Here is a 19,781-nt window from a genome sequence, read left to right as displayed (position 1 = left end):
GCGGCGGCGCGGCGACCCCATCAGCGCGATCGCGGCGCCTGCACTTCGGTGGCGCGCCACGCCGCGGCCGCATGGTCGAGCACGCCGTTGACATAGGTGTGGCCGTGCTCGGCGCCGAAGCGCTTGACCGTCTCGATCGCCTCGTTGATGACCACGCGATACGGCACGTCGGGGCGCAGGCGCAGCTCGTAGGCGGCGATGCGCAGCACCGCGCGCTCGATCGGGTCGACCTGCTCGACGTCGCGGTCGAGGAACGGCGCCAGCGCTTCGTCGAGGTCGTTGTGGTGCTTGTCGACGCCGCGCACGAGGTCTTCGAAGTACTCCAGGTCGGCGATTTCCTTGGCCTGCTCGTGGGCGAATTGCGCGATCACGTCGTTCACGCGCGACCCCGACATCTGCCACGCGTACACCGCCTGCAGCGCGCGGCGACGCGCCCGCGAGCGCGCGACCGGGTCGATGCCGTCCTTGCGGGGGGCGCGGCTCACGCCGGTCGCTCCGACGCGGTGCCGGCGGGAATCTGTTGCAGCAAATGACTCATCTCGATCACCACCAATGCCGCTTCCTCACCCTTGTTGCCATGACTGCCGCCGGCGCGCGCGGCGGCATCCTCGTGCCGGTCTACCGCCAGCACGCCGTTGGCCACCGGGATGCCGTAGTCCAGCGCAACCCGCATCAGGCCTTCGGAGCAGCCGTCGGCGACCTGTTCGTAATGCCGCGTGTCGCCGCGCACCACGCAGCCCAGCGCGACGATCGCAGCATGCCCGCCGGCCTGCGCCAGGTGCGCCGCGGCGAGCGGGATCTCCCACGCGCCGGGGACGCGGATCACGTCGACCGCATCCTCCGCGACGCCGTGCCCGGCGAACGTGGCGCGCGCGCCGGCGACCAGCGTATCGGTGATGCGCGGGTTCCAGCGGCTGGCGATGATCGCGAAACGCGCGCCCGGGGGGCTGCGCAGGTCGCCTTCGTAATGGGCCATGGGACGGGGGTCGGTGAAGGCTGGGCAGTTTAGCGCGTGCCGGCTCGGCGACGGCCGGTCCGGCGCAATCAGGCGCGCCGGTTCAGCGGGCCAGCTCGACGTACTCGACCACTTCCAGCCCGAAACCGGCCAGGCCGATCTGCTTGCGCGGCGTGCCGAGCACGCGCAATTTGCCCAGGCCCAGGTCGGCGAGGATCTGGCCACCGGCGCCGTTGCGGCGCCATTCGGCCAGCGCATGGCCCGGTGCCGGGGTGGCGTCGGCATCGGGCTGCGCCGGGGCACGCACGCGTGCCAGCAGCGCGTCGGCGTCGGCGTTGTCGCCGAGCAGCACCAGCGCGCCGCAGCCTTCCCTCGCAATCGCAGCGAGCACGTCGCCCACCGCCGGGCCGAAATCCGGGCGGCGCCAGTGCAGCGCGTCGGCCAGCGGGTTCTGCACGTGCACGCGCACCAGGGTCGGGGTGGCGGAATCGGGCTGCCCACGCAGCAACGCAAAATGCAGCGCCCGGCTGAGGCGGTCGCGGTAGCTGACCAGCAGGAACGGCCCGTGCTCGGTCTCGATCTCACGCGCATCGACGCGCTCGACCGTGTGTTCGGTGGCCAGCCGGTAGCGAATCAGCTCCTCGATCGAGCCGATCTTGAGGCCGTGCTCGGCCGCGAATGCCTCCAGTTCCGGGCGCCGCGCCATGCTGCCGTCGGCGTTGAGGATCTCGACCAGCACGCCGCTGGGCTCCAGCCCCGCGAGCAGCGCCAGGTCGGCGGCCGCCTCGGTGTGGCCGGCGCGGTTGAGCACGCCACCGGGCTGCGCCATCAGCGGGAAGATGTGGCCCGGCTGGGCGAGGTCGCGTGGCTGCGCATCCGGCCGCACCGCGGTGCGCACGGTGTGGGCGCGGTCGTAGGCGGAGATGCCGGTGGTGACGCCCTCGACCGCCTCGATGCTGACTGTGAAATTGGTGTGGTGCTGCGAAGTGTTGTCGCGGACCATCGGCGGCAGGCCGAGCTGGCGGCAGCGCTCGCGGGTCAACGACAGGCACACCAGGCCGCGGGCGTGGGTGACCATGAAGTTGATGTCCTGCGGCCGCACCAGCTCGGCGGCCATGATCAGGTCGCCCTCGTTCTCGCGGTCCTCGTCGTCGACGATCACGACCATGCGGCCGGCGCGGATTTCGTCGAGCAGTTCGGGGATCGGGCTGAAGGGCATGGCCAGGTCGGGAAACGAAAGCGGGGCCGGCATTCTAAGCCCCCGTGCCGGGGCGGACCCGGTCCGCCGCGGAAACCAGCGTTGTCGGGACGGATCGAATCAGCCCGGGCGGGCCTGCAGCAACCGCTCGACGTAGCGCGCCACCAGGTCGACCTCGAGGTTGACCGCATCGCCGACCGCGGTGGTCGCGAACGCGGTGTGCGCGACCGTGTGCGGCACCAGCGCAACCTCGAAACCGGCGTCATCGACCGCGTTCACGGTCAGGCTGACCCCGTCGACGCAGATCGAGCCCTTGGTCGCGACGTAGCGCAGCAGCTCCTGCGCGGCGCCAAACCGCCAGCGCTGCGCGCGCGCGTCCTCGACCACCCGCAACACGCGGCCGACGCCGTCGACGTGGCCGCTGACCAGGTGCCCGCCGAGGCGGTCGGTCGGCAGCATCGCCCGTTCCAGGTTTAGCGCACGGCCCGTTGGCAGCTCGCCGAGCGTGGTCAGCGCCAGGGTCTCGTTGGACGCGTCGGCCTCAAAACTGTGGGTGTCGAACGCGACCACGGTCAGGCACACGCCGTTGACGGCGATGCTTTCGCCCAGCTGCACGCCGGCGAACGGCAGGCTGCCGACGCCGATCGTCAGGCGCGCGTCGCCGCCGCGGGATTCGCGTGCGGCCAGGGTGCCGACGCCTTCGATCAATCCTGTGAACATCCGGTCTCCGAGAACTCTTGACTGTGTAGTGCCGAGCCTGCTCGGCACGCTTCGGTGGACATGGCTGGGAGGCGTTCGGAGCAGGCTCGGAACTACAACGGCTTTTGCCGCAGGTGCAGGAACAGCGGCCATTGCACGGTGCGCTCGTCGCCCGTATCGCCCCACGCGGCGGCGAGCGCCGATGCGTGGCGCGCGACCGGGTCGTCGCCGGTCTCGGCCAGGCAGCGTGCGCTGGCGGACATGCTCGCCAAGTAGCGCAGGAAATGCGGCAGCGACCACTCGGCTTCCAGCCATAACTCGGGCGTCGGCAATGCCGGGAATGGCCAGTCGTAGCCGGCGTAGCGCGCGTCGATCTGCGCGCGCTCGGGCGGCCAGTGCGGCTCGATCTGCGCGCGGAATGCCGCGACCGCCTCGACCATGCCTTCGGGCGCGAGGAAATCGGGATAACCCCAGGCCGCGAGCACGCCGCCGGGCGCCAGCACGCGCTCGCATTCGGCAAAGAACTGCGCACGGTCGAACCAGTGCAATGCCTGCGCGACCGCGACCAATTGCACGCTGGCGTCGGGCAAGGCGGCGTGCTCGGCGGGTTCGACCGCGAGCGAGACGTTCGTCGTCCCGCCATTCGTGGACATCGCGGCGGCCCAATGCTGGGCGAGCTGCTGCGCGCTGGGGTCGGTCGCGTGCACGTGCGCGAAACGCGCGGCCAGTCCGCGCGTGGCCTGGCCGCTGCCGCAGCCGGGTTCCCAGACCCGCGCTGCTGCGGGAACCACGGCGGCGAGCGCGTCGAACAGCGCATCGGGGTACTCGGGGCGCGCAGCGGCGTAGGCATCGGCGATCCCGGAGAAATGGTCCTTGAATGGCGGTGCGGACATGGGTTCAGAAGCCGTCGCAGGTCATTGCCGTCGGCCGCGCGCGCGGCATCGTTTTCGTCATTGCCTAGGCGCGTCCTGGGCGGGCTGAAGCAGCAGGCGCACGTCTTCGCCGATCCGCCGCGACTCGACGACCGTCAGTTTCAACTTCTGGGTCATCGCATCGATGTCGAGGCCCTCGAACAGCGGCCGCGCGCGCGAACCCAATAGCACCGGCGCGACGTACAGCAGCAGCTCGTCGACCAACCCGGCGGCGAGGAACGCGCCGGCCAGCGTGGCGCCGGCCTCGAGTTGCACCTCGTTGACCTCGCGCGCGGCCAGCAGCTTGAGCACCGCGTCCAGGTCGAAGCGACCGCCATGCACGGCGACCGGCGCGGTTTGCGCGCTCAGCCCGCGCGGCGGCTTGGCATCGGGCGCATGCAGGTACAGCGTCGGTGCGTCGCCCTCGCGCACGCGGCCGCGTGCGACCGTGGCCAGTCCGGGATCGAGCACCACCCGCAGTGGCGCGACGAACGGGGTGTCGTCGCCCAGGCGCACGGTCAGCGACGGGTCGTCGACCAACACGGTGCCGGCGCCGGTGACGATCGCGCCGCAGCGCGCGCGCCAACGCTGCACGTCCAGGCGCGAGGCCTCGCCGCTGATCCATTTCGATTCGCCACTGGCCAGCGCGCTGCGCCCGTCGAGACTGGTCGCCAGCTTGATCCGCAGCCACGGGCGGCCGCGCTCGATCCGCGACAACCAGCCGCGGTTGAGCGCACGCGCCTGCGTCTCCATCAATCCGTACTCCACCGCGATCCCGGCCGCGCGCAGCTTGTCGAAGCCGGCGCCATCGACCTGCGGGAACGGGTCGCGCATCGCCGCGACCACCCGCGCCACGCCGGCTGCGATCAACGCGTCCGCGCACGGCCCGGTCTTGCCGACGTGCGCGCACGGTTCCAGCGTGACGTACGCGGTCGCGCCCTTGGCGCGCTCGCCTGCGGCCTGCAGCGCCAGCACCTCGGCATGTGGCTCGCCCGCGCGCTGGTGCCAGCCCTCGCCCACCACGTCGTCGCCGTGCGCGAGCACGCAGCCGACCATCGGATTGGGCTTGGTGGTGTAGGTGCCGCGCTCGGCCAGGCGCAGGGCGCGGGCCATCAGCGCATGGTCGGTGGCGGTGAACGTCTCAGTCACGCGAATAGCGCCCCCGCTCGCCCTCGGGCCACGTCGGCACCAAGTCATCGCCATCCACGCGCAAGCTCATCGACTCGAATGCCGTGGGCGTGGCTGCCTGGCTATCGAGTCGGATCTGAATCAGCTCTTTCAAGCCAGACGGCAGCGCGAGGTTCTCCGGCGGGAACTGGCTCTCTTCCACCGAAAGCGTCAGCGCAACCGGCCGCACGCCGGGACGTCGCTCGAACACCGCCCACCCATCCTGGTTGGTAGTGGCCAACGAAGTTTGTCCATCGGAGTAGCGAACCGACACATTGATCCCGCCATAGAGCGCGTCCGCCTGCGGATCACCGACGCGGACCGCGATGCCGCGTTGCCATTGCGAAGGTGCGGACGGAATCGCCTCTTCTTTTGGCAACTGGCAGGTGGCCGGCAGGACAGGTTCGGGCCGGAGGGGCAACTCAAGTCCCGCGTTGGCATGCGCATTGCGCGCCTCGATCAGCGCGACCTGATAGGCGTCCATCGCCGACTTCGCGGTCTCTAGGGCTGCCTCCGGCGATGCCGAGCCAGGCGCCATCGCCGCGCTGGCGGCCACCTCCAGGGCCTTGCTCGTCGCTTCCAACTCCTGCACCGATCGCCGGGCCGCATCGGCGAGCGCGCGGTAGCTGGGCGGCGGGTCGCCGAACGCGTCCGGGGACGATGCGTAATCTTCTTTCGCGACGAAGGGACAGCGGGCAAGAACGGCGCCGCGCTTTCGCTCGTCCCGTGCCGCCAGAAGCTCGGCCTCTGCACGCTCATCCCACTCGCTGCTGCCCACGAGCGAAAACAGGGTTGCGTCGGGTTTGGGCATGTCGGCAACCAGCACCACTTGCGTGCCTTCTCGATGCCAGCGCCCCTTCGCGGACTGGTTCATCGCGCCATAGGCAAGCATCCATTCGAAGCGACCGTCCGGGTGCAGCCGCAACTCCGAGCCGACCTCGCGGATGCCCGACAAGTAGTAGTGGCTGCCGGCATCGACCCGACGCAACTGCTCGTCGGTTGGAGCGCGTTGCGGCTCCGCCTCAATCGCGACGCCCGCGTAGGCCGCCTCCCTTTCAGCTTCAGCAACAGCTTCCGCAACGGCCGCCATCATTGCCGCCTCGGCGGCATCCACGCCGTCGTCAACAATTACCGATTCGGCCGCTTCAGCCTCCGCCGCACGCTCACCATCCTGTCCGCGCGCTGCCGCCAAGTTCGCGGCTACCACCAAGCACAGCATCCCGCATATCGCGACTACTCGATGAAACTGGTTCATTCAACGCCTTCCTGGCTTATGGGTGTCTGGTGCGCTGCGATCCAGCAGCGATAGCTGGCCTTCGGCAGAACTGTCGCTCTCGAGCCGGTCGAGTTCCTCGCGGAAGTCGGCCACGTCCTCGAACGCGCGGTAGACCGAGGCGAAGCGCACGTAGGCGACGTGGTCAAGCTTGCGCAGCTCGGCCATCACGAACTCACCGACGCGGCGCGAGGCGAGCTCGCGTTCGGCGGTCATGCGCAGCTGGTGCACCACCGCGCGCACCGCGGCCTCGATCTGCTCCTCGGCGACCGGACGCTTCTGCAGCGCGCGATCAAAGCCGATCCGCAGCTTGCGCGCGTCGAACGCCTCGCGGCGGCCGTCACCCTTGATGATCACCGGCAACTTGAGTTCGATCGTCTCCAGCGTGCTGAAGCGCTCGCCGCAGGCCTCGCAGGCGCGGCGACGACGGATCGTTGCGCCGTCGTCGGACACGCGCGAGTCGATGACGCGGGTGTCGATGTGCTGGCAGAAGGGACAGTGCATGTAGGGCGGGTTTCAACCCGCCGGCCTCCGAAGGGATGCTCGAGAGGGCGGGTTGAAAACCCGCCCTACGGATTACGCGTCAGCCATACACCGGAAACTGCTTGCACTGCCTGGTCACGTTCTCGCGCACCCCGGCGATGACGTTCTCGTCCTTGGGGTTGTCGAGCACGTCGCAGATCCACTCCGCCAGCGCGACGCAGTCGGCTTCCAGGTAGCCGCGGGTGGTCACCGCCGGCGTGCCCAGGCGCAGGCCCGAGGTCACGAACGGCTTCTGCGGGTCGTTCGGCACCGCGTTCTTGTTGACGGTGATGTGGGCCTTGCCGAGCGCGGCTTCCGCGTCCTTGCCGGTGATGCCCTTGCCGATCATGTCGACCAGCATCAGGTGGTTCTCGGTGCCGCCGGAGACGATCTTGTAGCCGCGCGCGATGATGGTCTTCGCCATCGCCTGCGCGTTCTTGACGACCTGAGCCTGGTAGGCCTTGAACTCCGGCTCCAGCGCTTCCTTGAACGCGACCGCCTTGGCCGCGATCACGTGCATCAGCGGGCCGCCCTGGATGCCAGGGAAGACGATGCTCTGCAGCTTCTTGACCAGCTCCTCGGACGGATCCTTGGCGACGATGATGCCGCCGCGCGGACCGCGCAGGGTCTTGTGGGTGGTCGAGGTGACCACGTGCGCGTGCGGCAGCGGGCTGGGGTAGACGCCGGCGGCGATCAGGCCGGCGACGTGCGCCATGTCGACGAAGAAGATCGCACCGACCGAATCGGCGATCGCGCGCATGCGCGCCCAGTCGACCACCTGCGAGTAGGCGCTGAAGCCACCGACCAGCATCTTGGGCTGGTGCTCGGTCGCCAGGCGCTGGACCTCGTCGTAGTCGATCATGCCGTCGGCATCGACGCCGTACTGCACCGCGTTGAAGAGTTTTCCGGAGATGTTGACCTTGGCGCCGTGGGTAAGATGCCCGCCGTGCGCAAGCGACATGCCCAGGATGGTGTCGCCCGGCTGCAGCAGCGCCAGGTACACCGCCTGGTTGGCCTGCGAGCCCGAATGCGGCTGCACGTTGGCGTACATTTGTTCCGTGGAGCCTGCGCCGAACAACTGCTTGAGGCGGTCGATCGCGAGCTGCTCGGCGATGTCGACGTACTCGCAGCCGCCGTAGTAGCGCTTGCCCGGGTAGCCTTCGGCGTACTTGTTGGTGAGCACGCTCCCTTGCGCCTCCATCACCCGCGGGCTGCAGTAGTTCTCCGAGGCGATCAGCTCGACGTGGTCTTCCTGGCGGCGATTCTCGGCGGCGATGGCCTGGGCGAGTTCGGGGTCAAAACCTTCGATACGGGCATCGCGCGGGAACATCGCCGCTCCGGGGGTGTGGGGAAGGCCGAAAGTGTAGCGGCGACGGGGGTTTACGGCCACCGCGGGTGGCGCCGCGGCGGGCCTTCCGGGATAATCGCGCCATCCCGAACACCTTGTGGCCCTGCCCCGCGCAGGCCGCCGCCGTCCGCCCTGCGGCGCCCCTCGGGCGCCGCATCTCGATATGAGAGCCCCCCATGCAATACATCTACACCATGAACGGCGTCAGCAAGACCGTGCCGCCGAAGCGCCAGATCATCAAGGACATCTCGCTGTCGTTCTTCCCGGGCGCCAAGATCGGCCTGCTCGGCCTCAACGGCGCGGGCAAGTCGACGGTGCTGAAGATCATGGCCGGCGTCGACAAGGACTTCAGCGGCGAAGCGCGCCCGGCCGCCGGCATCAAGGTCGGTTACCTGGCGCAGGAGCCGCAGCTGGACCCCACCCAGACCGTGCGCGAAGCGGTCGAGGTCGGCGTCGGCGACGTGCTCAGCGCTCAGGCCGCACTGGACAAGATCTACGACGCCTACGCCGAGGAAGGCGCCGACTTCGACAAGCTCGCCGCCGAGCAGCAGCGCCTGGAGGCGATCCTCGCCAGCGGCGACGCGCACACGCTCGAACACCAGCTGGAAGTCGCCGCGGACGCGCTGCGCCTGCCGCCGTGGGAAGCGATCATCGGCAAGCTGTCCGGCGGCGAGAAGCGCCGCGTCGCGCTGTGCCAGCTGCTGTTGCAGAAGCCCGACATGCTGCTGCTCGACGAACCGACCAACCACCTCGACGCCGAGTCGGTCGAGTGGCTGGAGCAGTTCCTGACCCGCTACACCGGCACCGTGGTCGCGGTGACGCATGACCGCTACTTCCTCGAGAACGCCGCCGAGTGGATCCTCGAGCTCGACCGCGGCAAGGGCATCCCGTGGAAGGGCAACTACACCGCGTGGCTGGAGCAGAAGTCCGAGCGCCTGAAGCAGGAAGAGTCCGGCGAGAAGGCGCGGCAGAAGGCGCTGGCGAAGGAGCTTGAGTGGGTGCGCAGCAATGCGAAGGGCGGCCGCACCAAGGGCAAGGCGCGCATGGCGCGCTTCGAGGAGCTCAACTCGGTCGAGTACCAGAAGCGCAACGAGACCAACGAGATCTTCATTCCACCGGGCGAGCGCCTGGGCGCGTCGGTGATCGAATTCAAGAACGTGTCGAAGTCGTTCGGCGACCGCCTTCTGATCGACGACCTGAGCTTCATCATCCCGGCCGGCGCGATCGTCGGCATCATCGGCCCGAACGGCGCCGGCAAGTCGACCCTGTTCAAGATGATCACCGGCCAGGAGCAGCCCGACAAAGGCGAGATCATCCAGGGCCCGAGCACCAAGATCGCCTACGTCGACCAGAGCCGCGACAAGCTGGAGGGCAACCACAACGTCTTCCAGGAAATCTCCGGCGGCGCCGACATCCTCAACATCAACGGCACCGAGATCCAGTCGCGCGCCTACCTGGGCCGCTTCAACTTCAAGGGCCAGGACCAGCAGAAGCTGGTCGGCACGCTGTCGGGCGGCGAGCGCGGCCGCCTGCACCTGGCCAAGACCCTGCTGCAGGGCGGCAACGTGCTGCTGCTCGACGAACCGTCCAACGACCTCGACGTCGAGACGTTGCGTGCACTTGAAGACGCGCTACTGGAATTCCCGGGCTGCGCGGTGGTCATCTCGCATGACCGCTGGTTCCTCGACCGCATCGCCACCCACATCCTCGCGTTCGAAGGCGACTCGCACGTCGAGTTCTTCCAGGGCAACTACCGCGAGTACGAGGACGACAAGAAGCGCCGCCTCGGCGAGGAAGGTGCGCGCCCGCACCGCTTGCGGTTCAAGGCGTTGAAGTGACGCCATGGCGCGTGCGCATCGCGCACGCCTTTGCCATGGCGTCATCCCCGCGAAGGCGGGGATCCAGTGACTTTGGCTGGTGCTGCTGCGCGGGTTTTTGAAGTCACAGGCAACGTCACTGGATTCCCGCCTTCGCGGGAATGACGAGCAAGAAATCATCCTTCCGGGAAACGGCTGACGTGAACTTCATAACCGCCCTCAAGCACCGCTGGCGCGACGCCGACTCGCTGGTCTGCGTCGGCCTCGACCCCGAGCCGGCCAGGTTCCCGCAGAAATTCGCCGACAACCCCGATGCGGTGTTCGCGTTCTGCCGCGACATCGTCGACGCCACCGCCGAGTACGCGTGCAGCTTCAAGCCGCAGATCGCGCACTTCGCCGCACTCGGCGCCGAGGACGCGCTGGCGCGGCTGGTCGCGCACGTGCATGCGCGCCATCCCGGCGTCCCGGTGATCCTGGACAGCAAGCGCGGCGATATCGGCAGCACCGCGCAGCACTACGCGGGCGAGGCGTTCGACCGCTATGCCGCCGATGCGGTCACCGCCAATCCGTACCTGGGCCGCGATTCGGTGCAGCCGTTCCTCGACCGCGCCGACCGCGGCGTGGTGGTCCTGTGCCGCACCTCCAACCCCGGCGCCGGCGACCTGCAGGACCTGCTGGTGCAGTCGGACGACGGCGTGGCGCGACCGCTGTACCAGCACGTCGCGCAAAAGGTCGCGCGCGACTGGAATGGCCACGGCAACTGCGCGCTGGTGGTCGGTGCGACCTGGCCGGCGCAGTTGCGCGAGGTGCGCGCGATCGTCGGCGAGATGCCGCTGCTGGTGCCGGGCGTCGGCGCGCAGGGCGGCGACGTCGAGGCGGTGGTGAGCAATGCGAGAACCAGCGACGGCACCGGGCTGATCGTCAGCAGTTCGCGCGCAATCCTGTACGCGTCGAACGGTGGTGATTACACAGAGGCGGCCGCGCAGGCTGCCAAGTCGCTGCGCGACGAGATCAACCGCCACCGCTGAGCCTTCCTACCGGCATCCGAAGAGGATTGCCTTCGCTATCGCAACAACGCCCGTAGTGCCGCGAACGGAAACCGCAGCCAGATCGCCGCGAACACCCCGGCGCGGGTCAGGATCGCGCGGCGCGGCGCCTCGAACTTGCTGAAGTAGCGCCACAGGCCGCGGTGCTTGTGCCACTCGACGAACAGCGGGTTGGAGCGGCTGGATACCCCGCGCACGTGCAGCACCCGCACCGCGTTCGCGACCGCGATCACCGCGCCCGCCGCGCGCGCGCGCCGGCACAGGTCGAGGTCCTCGGCATGCAGGCGATAGGCCTCGTCGAAGCCGCCGAGGCGCGTGAACAAGGTGTGCGGCAGCAGCATCAACGCGCCGGAGACCGCCTGCACGCGCTGCAATGCCAGCGCGTCGTCGGCGACCACCGCCAGTTGCGACACCGCGGTCGGGCCGCGCAGCACCGCCGCGAGCATCGCCGCGAAGTCGGGGTCGTGGCGGCGCGCCGCGGCATCGCGCACGCCGTCGTCGTCGACCAGGTCGGCGCCGAGCAGCGCGTCGCCCAGCGGCGCGGCCAGCGCGCGCAGGCGCGACAGCGTGTCGGGTTCGAGCAGGCAATCCGGGTTCACGAACGCCAGCCATGCTGCCTCGCTGCCGCCCGCGTCCAGGTCGGCCACGCCCTGGTTGCAGCCGACCGCGAAGCCCGGGTTGTCGGGGTTGGCGACGAAGCGCACCCGCGCGTCGCTGGCGGCGTGGCGCTGCACGATCTCCAGGGTGCCGTCGCTGGAGTGGTTGTCGACCACGCGGATCGCGGCCACGCCGGCGCAGGCGCGCAGGCGTTGCAGGCAATCGTCGATGGTGGCGGCGCTCTGGTAGCTCACCACCACCACGCCGATATCGAAGTGCTGGCTGGATGCGCCCTCGGCTGGCGGGCGGCGGTCGAGCGCGCGCCGGTCAGACAAAGAGGTCACGCTGCGCATCCGCGGGGCCGACGCTGGCATGCAGCGCCACCAGTTGTTCGCGCGAATCGCGCAGCGGGTCGCGCATCAGGAAATTGGCCAGGCGCGCGTGCCAGTCCGGCCAGCGCACCGCGAGCCGGTCCATGTCGCCGTCGAACGGCGCGCCCTCGCCGCGGCGCCCGACGAACGCGGTATCGCACAGCGCGTTGCGCCAGCCCAGGCCCGACAGGCGCAGCGACAGGTCGATCAGCGCCGCGTACCACGAGCCGTAGCTGGCCGCGTCGAGGCCACCGGCGCGCTTGCGGGCGCTGCCGCGCAGCAGCACCGCGTGGCCGACCGCGGCCGGCAGTTCGGGCGCGATCGCCGGCATCGCCGCGCTCGCGCGCGCCACGCGCTCGAGGTCACCGGGCAGCGCGTCGATCTCGCCGATGCGCGGCCAGGCCGCAGCTTCGCCGGCGTTGCTCCACGGGGTCGCGGTCGCGATCGCGCCATCGCCGGCGAAACAGGCGGCGAGTCCGCCAAGCCAGCCGGGCGTGGGCACCGCGTCGGCGGCCAGCACCGCGACGTCGGCGTCGCCGCACGCGGCGAGCACCTCGTCCAGGTGCGCGGTCTCGCCGACGCTGCGCTGGCGCCGGGTGTAATCGGCCTTCAGCGCGGTGCGCGCCATCCAGCGCTCGACAATCGCGTAGCCACGCGGGCCGGACTGCGCATCGTCGGCCAGCCACACCCGCGTGCCCGCCGGTGTACCGGCCTCGAGCGCGGCCAGGCAGGCGTCGAGCGCGTCGTCGTCGACGCCGACCGGCAGCACCACGATCGGCAGTTCACGCATGCAGCGCGTTCGCTCCGCTCATGGCTTCGGCTTGCGGTGCAGCGGTTCCAGGGCGCGGAAGCGGGCGCCGTACTCGTCGGTGAGGTCGCGCGCTTCCTGCGGGTCGCGGATGATGCTCGGGGTCAGCAGCACGATCACCTCGTTGCGCGCGGTCCGCGAGGACTGGGTGCCGAACAGGCCGCCGATCACGGGGATCCGGCTCAGCCCCGGCAGCCCTGAGGAGCCGCGGGTCACGCCGTCGCTAATCAGGCCGGCCAGCAGCACGGTGTCGCCGCTCTGGATCGCGGCCTCGGTCTTGACCTTGCGGGTGTCGATGCGGACGTTGCCGTTGGGATCGCGCTCGGCGCCCGGCGAGCTGACTTCCTGGACGATGTCGAGGAACACCATGCCGTCGCGGGTCACGCGCGGACGCACCTTGAGGATCACGCCGGTGTCGAGGTACTGCACCTGGCTGTAGGTGGTGTCGGTGCCGGTGCCGGGGTTGACCGTCACCGACGAGATCGGGATGCGGCTGCCGACGTTGAGGGTCGCCTCTACGTTGTTGCGTACCAGGATTGACGGCGCCTGCAGCAGCTGCAGGTCGGTGACCTGGTCGAGCGCGCTGACCACCGCGGCCGCATTGCGGCCCAGGAAGGTCCAGGCCAGCCCACCGATGCCGCCGCTGCCGGCGCCCTGCGCCGCGCGCACGGTGCCCCGCAGGTCGCCCCAGATGCCGCGGCCGGCCGCGTTCGGCAGGCCCGCGCCGCCGTTGGCCGGCGAGTCGCTGACGCTGTTCTCGAAGAACCAGTTGACGCCGTACTCGAGCTCACCGCTGAGCTGCACCTCGACCACCTGTGCCTCGATGTGCACCTGCAACGGCATCACGTCCAGGCGCGCGATCACGTCCTTGATCGATTTCCAGGCCGCCGGGCTGCTGCGCACCAGCAACGCGTTGGTTTCCTCAACCGCGGCGACGCCGACCCGGTCGCCGTCGACTTCCAGGGTCACCGCGGCGTTGCCGCCGCCGGCGGCGTTGAGCGACATCTCGCCGCCAGCGCCGCCGCTACCGCTATCGCCCGCACCGCCGGGATACGCCTTGTCGCCGCCGATGGTGGCGCTGGAACCGTTGGCCCCATCCTGGATTTCGACCGAGTCCAGCCCCGGCATCAGCGACGGCGCGCCGCCGTTGTCGCCACCGCCACTGCTGCGCCCGCCGCCGAATACCTCCGACAGGCGCTGGGCGAGGTCCTTGGCCTTGATGTACTTCAGTTCGTACGAATACAGCTGCACAGCGTCGCCGGCGCCGTCGATGCGCTCGAGCCACTGGCCGATGTCGTCCAGATAGTCGGGCTGCGAAGTGATCACCAGGACCGCATTGGCGCCGTCCAGCGGCATGAAGCGGAACATGCCCGCGACCGGCGACTTGCTGGTCTCGCCGAACACCTTCTCCAGGTCGGCGACCACGCGCGAGGCCTTGCCCGACTGCAGCGGGAACACCCCGACCGACATGCCCGACAGCCAGTCGACGTCGAAGATCTCGATCGTGCGCAGGTAGTTCTCGAGTTCGGCGCGGCTGCCGCCGATGCTGATCACGTTGCGCGCGCCATCGACGTTGATGATCGCGTTCGGGCGCGCGTAGGGCTTGAGGATCTTCTCCATCTCGGTGGCCGAGACGTAGCGCAGCGGCACGGTGCGCACCTCGAAGCCGCGTGCGGTTGCGGCCGAGCCGGTGCGCGGGGCGACGTTGCCCGCCAGCGCCTGGTCGGACGGGATGATGCTGTAGCGGCCGCCGCCGTAGACCATGCGTGCGTTGTTCCAGCCCAGCACCATCTCCAGCAGGTTGAGCGCGTCGGCGGAGCTGACCGGCTTGGGCGTGGCCAGGGTCACGGTGCCCTGCACGCCCGGTGCGATCACGTAGTTCTGGCCAAGCATGTCGCCCAGGATCGCCTTGACCACCGCGTGCAGCGATTCGCCCTCGAAGTTGAACGTCGCCGAGCCGTTGCTGCCGCCCATCCCGGGCGGTGCCGATGCCGCGGCGCTGCGGTTGATGACCTGGCCGGTGCCGCGGCGGATCTGCGGACGCGGTCCGGTCACATCCTCGGGCAGCGCCTGCGCGCCGCCGACGACTTCGCCGGTAGTCGTACCCACGACACCGGTGCGGGCGCGCATCGCGGCCGGGTTGCCATCGCGGCGCACGCTCGGCACCGGGGTGCTGGCGCAGGACGCGAGCACCGCGACGATGGTCGCGGCGAGGACCACGCGATCGAACGCCGCGCGACGCGGCGCTGGGCGGATCACGGGGACGGAGGACGGGGGCAGACGTTGATTCATTCGAGGCACTCTACCGGCTGTTGTCCGGTGGTTGCGGCGGTGGTTGGGACTGCTGGCGCAACTGCTCGCGCCGCGCCTGGATGCGCTGGCGGATGGCTTCCATCTGCGCCTGCTCGGTCAGCATCGGATCGGTGTTCGACGACTTGCTCGGCTGCGGCTTGGTCGCCGGGGTGGTGGCCGGGCGCGGGGTGGCGGTGACCGGCTTCGGTGCCGAGGGGGCAACCATCGTGGGCGAAGGCGGTGGCTCGATCGGCACCGCGCCACCGGCGGGCACGCCGGCCGGACGGACCGGCGGCTGGCCTTCGCGGGCAACCGCGGTCGGCGGTTGCCCGCCCTGCCCGTCGAACACCCGCAATTCCATCGTGCGCTGGCCTTCGGGTCCGTCGAACACCGCGCTGCGCGCGTTGACCGCGCTCAGGCGCCAGGCCGGGTGCGATTCGGGCGCGTCGCCGAGTTTCACGCGCAGCGACTGGCTGCCGTCGGGCGGTTGCAGGATCGCGAGCCGCACCTGCGGGGTGATCAGCACGCTGGTCAGCACGAAGTCGAACGCCGCGGCGTCCGCGCCTTCGGCATCGCCCTGCAGCGAGAACGCCTTGGGCCGCCGGTCGACCGCGAACAGCGGCCGGGTGCCGATCTCGCTGTATTGCTCCAGCGGCCCGAGCCGGCTGGCGGTGGCCGCGCGCAACGGCGGCAGGGGCCGCACCAGACCGGGGTCGTCGGCCAGCGGCGCGACCCGCCCGCCCATCCCGGCCAGCGCCAGCGCCCACGCCAGCACCGCCCAGCCGGCCGCGGTGGCCAGCAACCAGGTGCGCGGGCCGGCGTCGTCAAGGCGCATCGGTGGCCCCCAAAGCGGTCGCGCCCGCGTTCGCGCTGCGGTTGCCCGGCGCGGGATTGGCACCGGGCAGCGGGCGCAGGTAGCCGTACAGGTCGAAGCTCACGTCGAGGCCGCCGTCGCGCCCGGCGTTGTTGTCGCCGGCCAGGCCGCCGGGCGCGAAGTAGCGCTGCGCGAGCAGGTTGAGGTTGTCTACGAACAGGCGCGGCGCGCCGCTTTCCAGCGAATGCAGCACCGCGGCCAGTTCGCTGCTGCCGCAACGCAGGCGCACCTGCACCACGACCCGCGTGTAGCGCTCGCGGCCGGGCTCCGACAGCGGCGAGCGGTTGGTGATCGCGCAGCTGCGGTTGCCGGGGCTGGCCTGGGCGACGACGGTCTCGAGCCGCTGCACGAGGCTGGCGGTGGCCAGCTCGGGCGTGGTCTCGTCGAGGAACCCCGGGCGGTTGGCCTGCTGCTGGCGCACCTGGGTCAGCCGCTGGCTGACCTGCGGCGCCTGCTTGAGCGCCATGCGCTGGCGCAGTTCGCGCTGCTGCAAGGTGGTGATCTGGGCGTTGGCCTCGAGCATCGGCACGGTCCACCACGGGTGCACCAGCACCGCGTAGGCGACCAGCAACGCGGCCGCGAGCAGGCCCAGTGAGATCCAGCGGTCGCGGTCAGCGGGCACGCGCGGCCTCCTGGTCTGGGGTGCGTGCCTGGGGGCTCGCGACGCCGCGCGCGGGTGTCGCGGCCGGCGCCACTGCGGTGAGCTCGGCGGTCAGGGTGAAGCGGTCGCGGCCGCTGGCCGGGTCGGGTTGCAGCGCGCCGGCCAGCGCCGGCGAACGCCACAGCGTCGAGCCATCCAGGCGCCCGATCAGCGCCGGCGCCTCGTTGCTCAGGCCGATCAGGGTCAGGCGTTCGGCCTCGATCGCGAGCTTCTCCAGGTAGGTGCCATCGGGCAGGCGGCGGCTGAGTTCGTCCATCACTTCGACCGCGGTCGGACGCGCGCCGCGGGTGCGGTCGAGAAACGCCTGGCCTTCGATCAGGCCGATCAGCTCGGCGCGCTGCGCCGCGGCCTGGCGTGCGGGCTGCGCGCGCCGGGCGATGTCGCGCTCGAACGCGGCGGCGGCCTGGCGGCGGTTCTCGAGCAGCTGCCACAGCAGCGCCGCGACCGCGAGCACGGCGACCGCGGCCAGCGCCCAGTTCCAGACGCGGAACGGGTCGGCATGGCGGCGCCGCTGCGACAGCGGCAACAGGTTGACGCCGAGCGGGGTGCCGTCGGTGGCGGCGACATCGACGCCGGCCAGGGTCGAGGCCAGCAGCCCGAGCGCCGCCAGTTGCGGGTCCAGCGCGCTGCGCGGCACCGCGACCAGCTCGACGTCGAGCTGGCCGTCGCTGTCGCGGCGGCCGAGCACGCGCGCGTCGAACGCGACCGCGTCGGCGCTGAACGGGGTTTGCCGGTCGATCTCGAACCCGACCACGTCGCGCAGCCGCTCGGCCGCAGCCGCCGGCAGCGGCAGGCGCCGGCGCAGGCCGCTGGCCGCGGGCAGCAGCAGCCAGCGCGGCAGGTCGGTAAGGCGCGGGCCGAGCAAGGCCGCCAACGGGTCGCCGGGCGCCGTGATCGGATCGTGGCTGCCATCGGCCAGGCCCGGCGCATGGCCGAGGTCGCGCAGCTCGCCGCCCTGCTGCAGGCGCAGTTGCAGGCCATCGCCTTGGGCGGGGGGGGCGGCGGCCATCGCTTCGGCGGGGATCGGCGCGCGGTCGATCTGCAGCAGCACGCGGCCGCGGTCGAACCCCAGCGCCTGGCGCACGCGCAGCGGCAACCACGACGCCAACGCGTGGCCCCACCACGACAGAAAGCCGCCCGCGCCGACGCCCAGCGACGAACCGCCAAGCCGGGCGCCAAAACGTCCGAACCGGTCGCGCAACCGGCTGTCTGCAATCTGGGTCATCGTGGTGAAGCTCCCTCCTCCCAACGCAACGGGGTATAGGCCATGCCCGGCACCGAGCTGCCCCCCGTGCGCACGACGACTCGTAGTACCGCCTCGCGGCCATCGGCAAGCCGTGCGCGGCTGTCGATACTATACGTTCCACTCGAACCGGCATTCAGCGCCGCACCGCCCGGCAGGCCCGGCGGCGGCGGGCCGCTGCTCGGGTCCCAGCGGCGTCGCTGCTCGGTGACCTGCGCCCCGTCCATGCCCAAAGCGGTGAGCACCTGCGCCGAGGCAAACGTCGGTTCCGGCTGCTGGCGGCCGGTGTAGACGGTTACGTGCGGCTCGATCAATGCGTACAGCGCCGGGGTGAAGCCCAACACCTGCTCGAGCTCGGCGACGCTCTCGAACTCGGCGTCCTTGGCGCCGTACGGCAGCCCGGCACTGGCGTAGTCGGGATCCTCGCCGCCGCCGACCGGCTGGGTCAGCAGGTCCGGGTCGCGCCAGTCGACGATCGCGCCGGCCAATTGCTCGGCCTGGCGAGCTTCGGCGCCGGCCGCGCGCAGCAACGCCGCGAGCAGCGCCGCATCGGCCTGGTTGATGTCGACCTTGCCGTCCTCGTCGACCAGGCTCACTTCCACCGCCGCGTCGGCGTAGCGCCATTGGTAGGGGCGGCCATCGGCGCGCCACTGCCGGCGTGGATCGGTCTGCACGGCGCGGCTCAGGGCGTACTCGATGCCGGCGCGCGCGGCGTTCTGCGCGGCCAGTCCGCGCACCAGCACCCGACCCTGCATCTGTTCGACCCGCGCGGTCAGCGCGAACCCGCCGACCAGCGCGGTCAGCAGCGCGATCAGCCAAAGCACCAGCAGCAGCGCGGCGCCGCGCTGCACGCGGCATGGCGACGCGCGCCGGCAAACGGCGCCGCTCATTGCCGCTCCCCGACGCCGACGCCCACGTGCGTGCTGGCCAGCCGCAGGCCGACCACCAGCGGCGGCCAGGCGCGGCCGTCGGCATCGGTCAACGTGACCTCGACCAGCAACGGCAGCTGCTCGGGCGTCTCCCAGCGGTCCTGCCAGTCGCCCAGGCCGCCGTCTTCGGCGTGCGTGCGGTAGCGGAAGCGGGCCTCGCGCAGGCCGTCGACCAGCACCTCGGGCGCGCGCGCTTCGCGTTCCTCGACCAGCGCGCCGGCCTGCACCATCGTCAGCGCCAGGGTGATGCGCTGGCCGTCGCCGGCGCCTTCGTCCTCGATGGTGAAGTCGTGCAGGTAGGGGCCGCCGCGGCCGAGGTAGTCGGGCAGGTCGGCGACAAAGCGCACGCGGTCGGGTTCGCCGATGAAGCGCTGCGGCAGCGCGCTGCTCTCGTCGGTGCCGAACGGCACCGGCCGGGTCGCCGCCAGCCGCTTGCGCAGGAATCCCTCGACCGCGCGCATGCGTTCGCTATGCGCCGCGATGGCCTCGCCGCGGCCGGCGGTCCGCGTCGAGGCGACCAGGGTCGCGAACGCGAGCGCGAGGCCCGCGGCGAGCAGCACGGTCGCCAGCAGCACTTCGATCAAGGTGAAGCCGCGTGCCTGTGCGCGAGCACGCGGCGCGACGCTGCGCCGCATCACAGCGTTGCCTCGGTGCCGGCCGGGGCCAGGCGCAGGCTGCGCAGCTGCAGGCGTTCGCGCGGACCACCGTCGCCCCATTGCACCGACAGCGCGAGCTCGTAGAGTTTCATCGCCGCGGGGTCGCGGGTCGCGGCCGGCGGCAGCGCGCGGTCGGCCCAGGGCGTGATCGCCAGCGACCAGCGATAGCGGCCGTCCTCGAACTCGCCGTCGCGCTGACCCGGCTCCAAAGCCTGGCCGACCCCGACCTGGTCCAGCAGCGACTGCGCGTGCAACGCCGCGCGCCCGGCGTCGCCGGACCAGCGCACCTGCCGCACCGCGCCTGACAGCGCACCGAGCAGCAGGGTCAGCGCCAGCGCCAGCAGCGCGAACGCGACGATCACCTCGATCAGGGTGTAACCCCGCATCGACGCTGGACCCGCCGCGAGGGTGCGC

Annotated in this window: 20 protein-coding genes; 2 read left to right on the top strand and 18 right to left on the bottom strand. The window is 70.9% G+C overall.

What is annotated here, in order from left to right; translation table 11 throughout:
• Window positions 1-20: 20 nt before the first annotated feature.
• The 9 genes from nusB to glyA all read right to left on the bottom strand — a co-directional run bounded on the left by nusB (window position 21) and on the right by glyA (window position 8,055).
• Window positions 21-485, bottom strand: a complete 465-nt coding sequence (gene nusB, locus ACFQZQ_RS07435) for a transcription antitermination factor NusB (RefSeq protein ID WP_386812122.1) — start codon at window positions 483-485, stop codon at window positions 21-23.
• Window positions 482-976, bottom strand: coding sequence for a 6,7-dimethyl-8-ribityllumazine synthase (gene ribH, locus ACFQZQ_RS07430; protein ID WP_386812121.1), 495 nt, complete (start codon window positions 974-976; stop codon window positions 482-484). The genes nusB and ribH overlap by 4 nt, the downstream gene beginning before the upstream one ends.
• Before the next feature lie 82 nt (window positions 977-1,058).
• Window positions 1,059-2,174 (bottom strand): 3,4-dihydroxy-2-butanone-4-phosphate synthase, encoded by a 1,116-nt coding sequence (gene ribB, locus ACFQZQ_RS07425; RefSeq protein ID WP_386812120.1) that lies wholly within the window; start codon window positions 2,172-2,174, stop codon window positions 1,059-1,061.
• 99 nt (window positions 2,175-2,273) lie between these two features.
• Complete coding sequence (locus tag ACFQZQ_RS07420) at window positions 2,274-2,873, bottom strand: riboflavin synthase (RefSeq protein ID WP_386812119.1); 600 nt, start codon at window positions 2,871-2,873, stop codon at window positions 2,274-2,276.
• 92 nt (window positions 2,874-2,965) lie between these two features.
• Window positions 2,966-3,745, bottom strand: coding sequence for a class I SAM-dependent methyltransferase (locus ACFQZQ_RS07415; RefSeq protein ID WP_386812118.1), 780 nt, complete (start codon window positions 3,743-3,745; stop codon window positions 2,966-2,968).
• Window positions 3,746-3,802: 57 nt separating this feature from the next.
• A complete protein-coding gene (gene ribD, locus ACFQZQ_RS07410; protein ID WP_386812117.1) occupies window positions 3,803-4,960 on the bottom strand; it encodes a bifunctional diaminohydroxyphosphoribosylaminopyrimidine deaminase/5-amino-6-(5-phosphoribosylamino)uracil reductase RibD in 1,158 nt (385 codons plus the stop codon).
• Entirely contained in the window at window positions 4,905-6,185 is a 1,281-nt protein-coding gene (locus ACFQZQ_RS07405) for a hypothetical protein (RefSeq protein WP_386812116.1), read from the bottom strand. The genes ribD and ACFQZQ_RS07405 overlap by 56 nt, the downstream gene beginning before the upstream one ends.
• The gene (gene nrdR / locus ACFQZQ_RS07400; protein WP_386812115.1) at window positions 6,186-6,707 is read right to left on the bottom strand and encodes a transcriptional regulator NrdR; all 522 of its coding nucleotides are present in this window, start codon (window positions 6,705-6,707) and stop codon (window positions 6,186-6,188) included.
• A 79-nt stretch (window positions 6,708-6,786) separates the two neighbouring features.
• Window positions 6,787-8,055 carry a serine hydroxymethyltransferase gene (gene glyA / locus ACFQZQ_RS07395; protein WP_386812114.1) on the bottom strand — a complete coding sequence of 423 codons (1,269 nt, stop codon included), beginning with the start codon at window positions 8,053-8,055 and terminating at the stop codon, window positions 6,787-6,789.
• 194 nt (window positions 8,056-8,249) lie between these two features.
• Between glyA and ettA the strand changes: the two genes are divergently transcribed.
• Entirely contained in the window at window positions 8,250-9,911 is a 1,662-nt protein-coding gene (gene ettA, locus ACFQZQ_RS07390) for an energy-dependent translational throttle protein EttA (RefSeq protein WP_386812113.1), read from the top strand.
• 179 nt (window positions 9,912-10,090) lie between these two features.
• Window positions 10,091-10,918 carry an orotidine-5'-phosphate decarboxylase gene (gene pyrF, locus ACFQZQ_RS07385; protein ID WP_386812112.1) on the top strand — a complete coding sequence of 276 codons (828 nt, stop codon included), beginning with the start codon at window positions 10,091-10,093 and terminating at the stop codon, window positions 10,916-10,918.
• A gap of 35 nt (window positions 10,919-10,953) precedes the next feature.
• On the opposite strand, the gene ACFQZQ_RS07380 is transcribed toward pyrF, so the two are convergent.
• The 9 genes from ACFQZQ_RS07380 to xpsI are packed head-to-tail and all read right to left on the bottom strand — an operon-like array spanning window position 10,954 to window position 19,753.
• Window positions 10,954-11,802 (bottom strand): glycosyltransferase family 2 protein, encoded by an 849-nt coding sequence (locus tag ACFQZQ_RS07380; protein WP_386812567.1) that lies wholly within the window; start codon window positions 11,800-11,802, stop codon window positions 10,954-10,956.
• Window positions 11,803-11,860: 58 nt separating this feature from the next.
• Window positions 11,861-12,694, bottom strand: coding sequence for a glycosyltransferase (locus ACFQZQ_RS07375; RefSeq protein WP_386812111.1), 834 nt, complete (start codon window positions 12,692-12,694; stop codon window positions 11,861-11,863).
• 18 nt (window positions 12,695-12,712) lie between these two features.
• Window positions 12,713-15,004: a type II secretion system secretin GspD gene (gspD, locus tag ACFQZQ_RS07370; protein WP_386812110.1), complete on the bottom strand. Its 2,292-nt coding sequence runs from the start codon at window positions 15,002-15,004 to the stop codon at window positions 12,713-12,715.
• Between the two features lie 10 nt (window positions 15,005-15,014).
• On the bottom strand, window positions 15,015-15,839 hold the full coding sequence (locus ACFQZQ_RS07365) for a hypothetical protein (RefSeq protein WP_386812109.1): 825 nt from the start codon (window positions 15,837-15,839) through the stop codon (window positions 15,015-15,017).
• Complete coding sequence (gene gspM, locus ACFQZQ_RS07360; protein ID WP_386812108.1) at window positions 15,829-16,500, bottom strand: type II secretion system protein GspM; 672 nt, start codon at window positions 16,498-16,500, stop codon at window positions 15,829-15,831. Before gspM ends, ACFQZQ_RS07365 begins: the two co-directional genes overlap by 11 nt.
• On the bottom strand, window positions 16,490-17,764 hold the full coding sequence (locus ACFQZQ_RS07355; protein WP_386812107.1) for a PilN domain-containing protein: 1,275 nt from the start codon (window positions 17,762-17,764) through the stop codon (window positions 16,490-16,492). The genes gspM and ACFQZQ_RS07355 overlap by 11 nt, the downstream gene beginning before the upstream one ends.
• Window positions 17,761-18,672: a type II secretion system minor pseudopilin gene (locus tag ACFQZQ_RS07350; RefSeq protein WP_386812106.1), complete on the bottom strand. Its 912-nt coding sequence runs from the start codon at window positions 18,670-18,672 to the stop codon at window positions 17,761-17,763. The genes ACFQZQ_RS07355 and ACFQZQ_RS07350 overlap by 4 nt, the downstream gene beginning before the upstream one ends.
• Window positions 18,669-19,346: a prepilin-type N-terminal cleavage/methylation domain-containing protein gene (locus ACFQZQ_RS07345; protein WP_386812105.1), complete on the bottom strand. Its 678-nt coding sequence runs from the start codon at window positions 19,344-19,346 to the stop codon at window positions 18,669-18,671. The genes ACFQZQ_RS07350 and ACFQZQ_RS07345 overlap by 4 nt, the downstream gene beginning before the upstream one ends.
• Window positions 19,346-19,753 carry a type II secretion system protein XpsI gene (gene xpsI / locus ACFQZQ_RS07340; protein WP_386812104.1) on the bottom strand — a complete coding sequence of 136 codons (408 nt, stop codon included), beginning with the start codon at window positions 19,751-19,753 and terminating at the stop codon, window positions 19,346-19,348. The genes ACFQZQ_RS07345 and xpsI overlap by 1 nt, the downstream gene beginning before the upstream one ends.
• Between the last annotated feature and the right edge of the window lie 28 nt (window positions 19,754-19,781).

The organism is Lysobacter koreensis (assembly GCF_042677045.1).
GTDB classification, from domain to species: domain Bacteria; phylum Pseudomonadota; class Gammaproteobacteria; order Xanthomonadales; family Xanthomonadaceae; genus Lysobacter_K; species Lysobacter_K koreensis.
Note: the sequence above shows the minus strand (reverse complement) of the source record. Positions and strands in the feature narration are given on the sequence as shown.

Bases quoted from the DNA above. Each gene is read 5' to 3' on its own strand.
- xpsI (WP_386812104.1), bottom strand. From the start codon at position 19,753: ATGCGGGGTTACACCCTGATCGAGGTGATCGTCGCGTTCGCGCTGCTG.
- gspD (WP_386812110.1), bottom strand. From the start codon at position 15,004: ATGAATCAACGTCTGCCCCCGTCCTCCGTCCCCGTGATCCGCCCAGCG.
- ACFQZQ_RS07405 (WP_386812116.1), bottom strand. From the start codon at position 6,185: ATGAACCAGTTTCATCGAGTAGTCGCGATATGCGGGATGCTGTGCTTG.
- ACFQZQ_RS07345 (WP_386812105.1), bottom strand. From the start codon at position 19,346: ATGCGGCGCAGCGTCGCGCCGCGTGCTCGCGCACAGGCACGCGGCTTC.
- ribB (WP_386812120.1), bottom strand. From the start codon at position 2,174: ATGCCCTTCAGCCCGATCCCCGAACTGCTCGACGAAATCCGCGCCGGC.
- ACFQZQ_RS07420 (WP_386812119.1), bottom strand. From the start codon at position 2,873: ATGTTCACAGGATTGATCGAAGGCGTCGGCACCCTGGCCGCACGCGAA.
- ACFQZQ_RS07365 (WP_386812109.1), bottom strand. From the start codon at position 15,839: ATGCGCCTTGACGACGCCGGCCCGCGCACCTGGTTGCTGGCCACCGCG.
- ettA (WP_386812113.1), top strand. From the start codon at position 8,250: ATGCAATACATCTACACCATGAACGGCGTCAGCAAGACCGTGCCGCCG.
- ACFQZQ_RS07355 (WP_386812107.1), bottom strand. From the start codon at position 17,764: ATGACCCAGATTGCAGACAGCCGGTTGCGCGACCGGTTCGGACGTTTT.
- glyA (WP_386812114.1), bottom strand. From the start codon at position 8,055: ATGTTCCCGCGCGATGCCCGTATCGAAGGTTTTGACCCCGAACTCGCC.
- ACFQZQ_RS07375 (WP_386812111.1), bottom strand. From the start codon at position 12,694: ATGCGTGAACTGCCGATCGTGGTGCTGCCGGTCGGCGTCGACGACGAC.
- ACFQZQ_RS07415 (WP_386812118.1), bottom strand. From the start codon at position 3,745: ATGTCCGCACCGCCATTCAAGGACCATTTCTCCGGGATCGCCGATGCC.
- nrdR (WP_386812115.1), bottom strand. From the start codon at position 6,707: ATGCACTGTCCCTTCTGCCAGCACATCGACACCCGCGTCATCGACTCG.
- ribH (WP_386812121.1), bottom strand. From the start codon at position 976: ATGGCCCATTACGAAGGCGACCTGCGCAGCCCCCCGGGCGCGCGTTTC.
- ribD (WP_386812117.1), bottom strand. From the start codon at position 4,960: ATGACTTGGTGCCGACGTGGCCCGAGGGCGAGCGGGGGCGCTATTCGC.
- ACFQZQ_RS07350 (WP_386812106.1), bottom strand. From the start codon at position 18,672: ATGAGCGGCGCCGTTTGCCGGCGCGCGTCGCCATGCCGCGTGCAGCGC.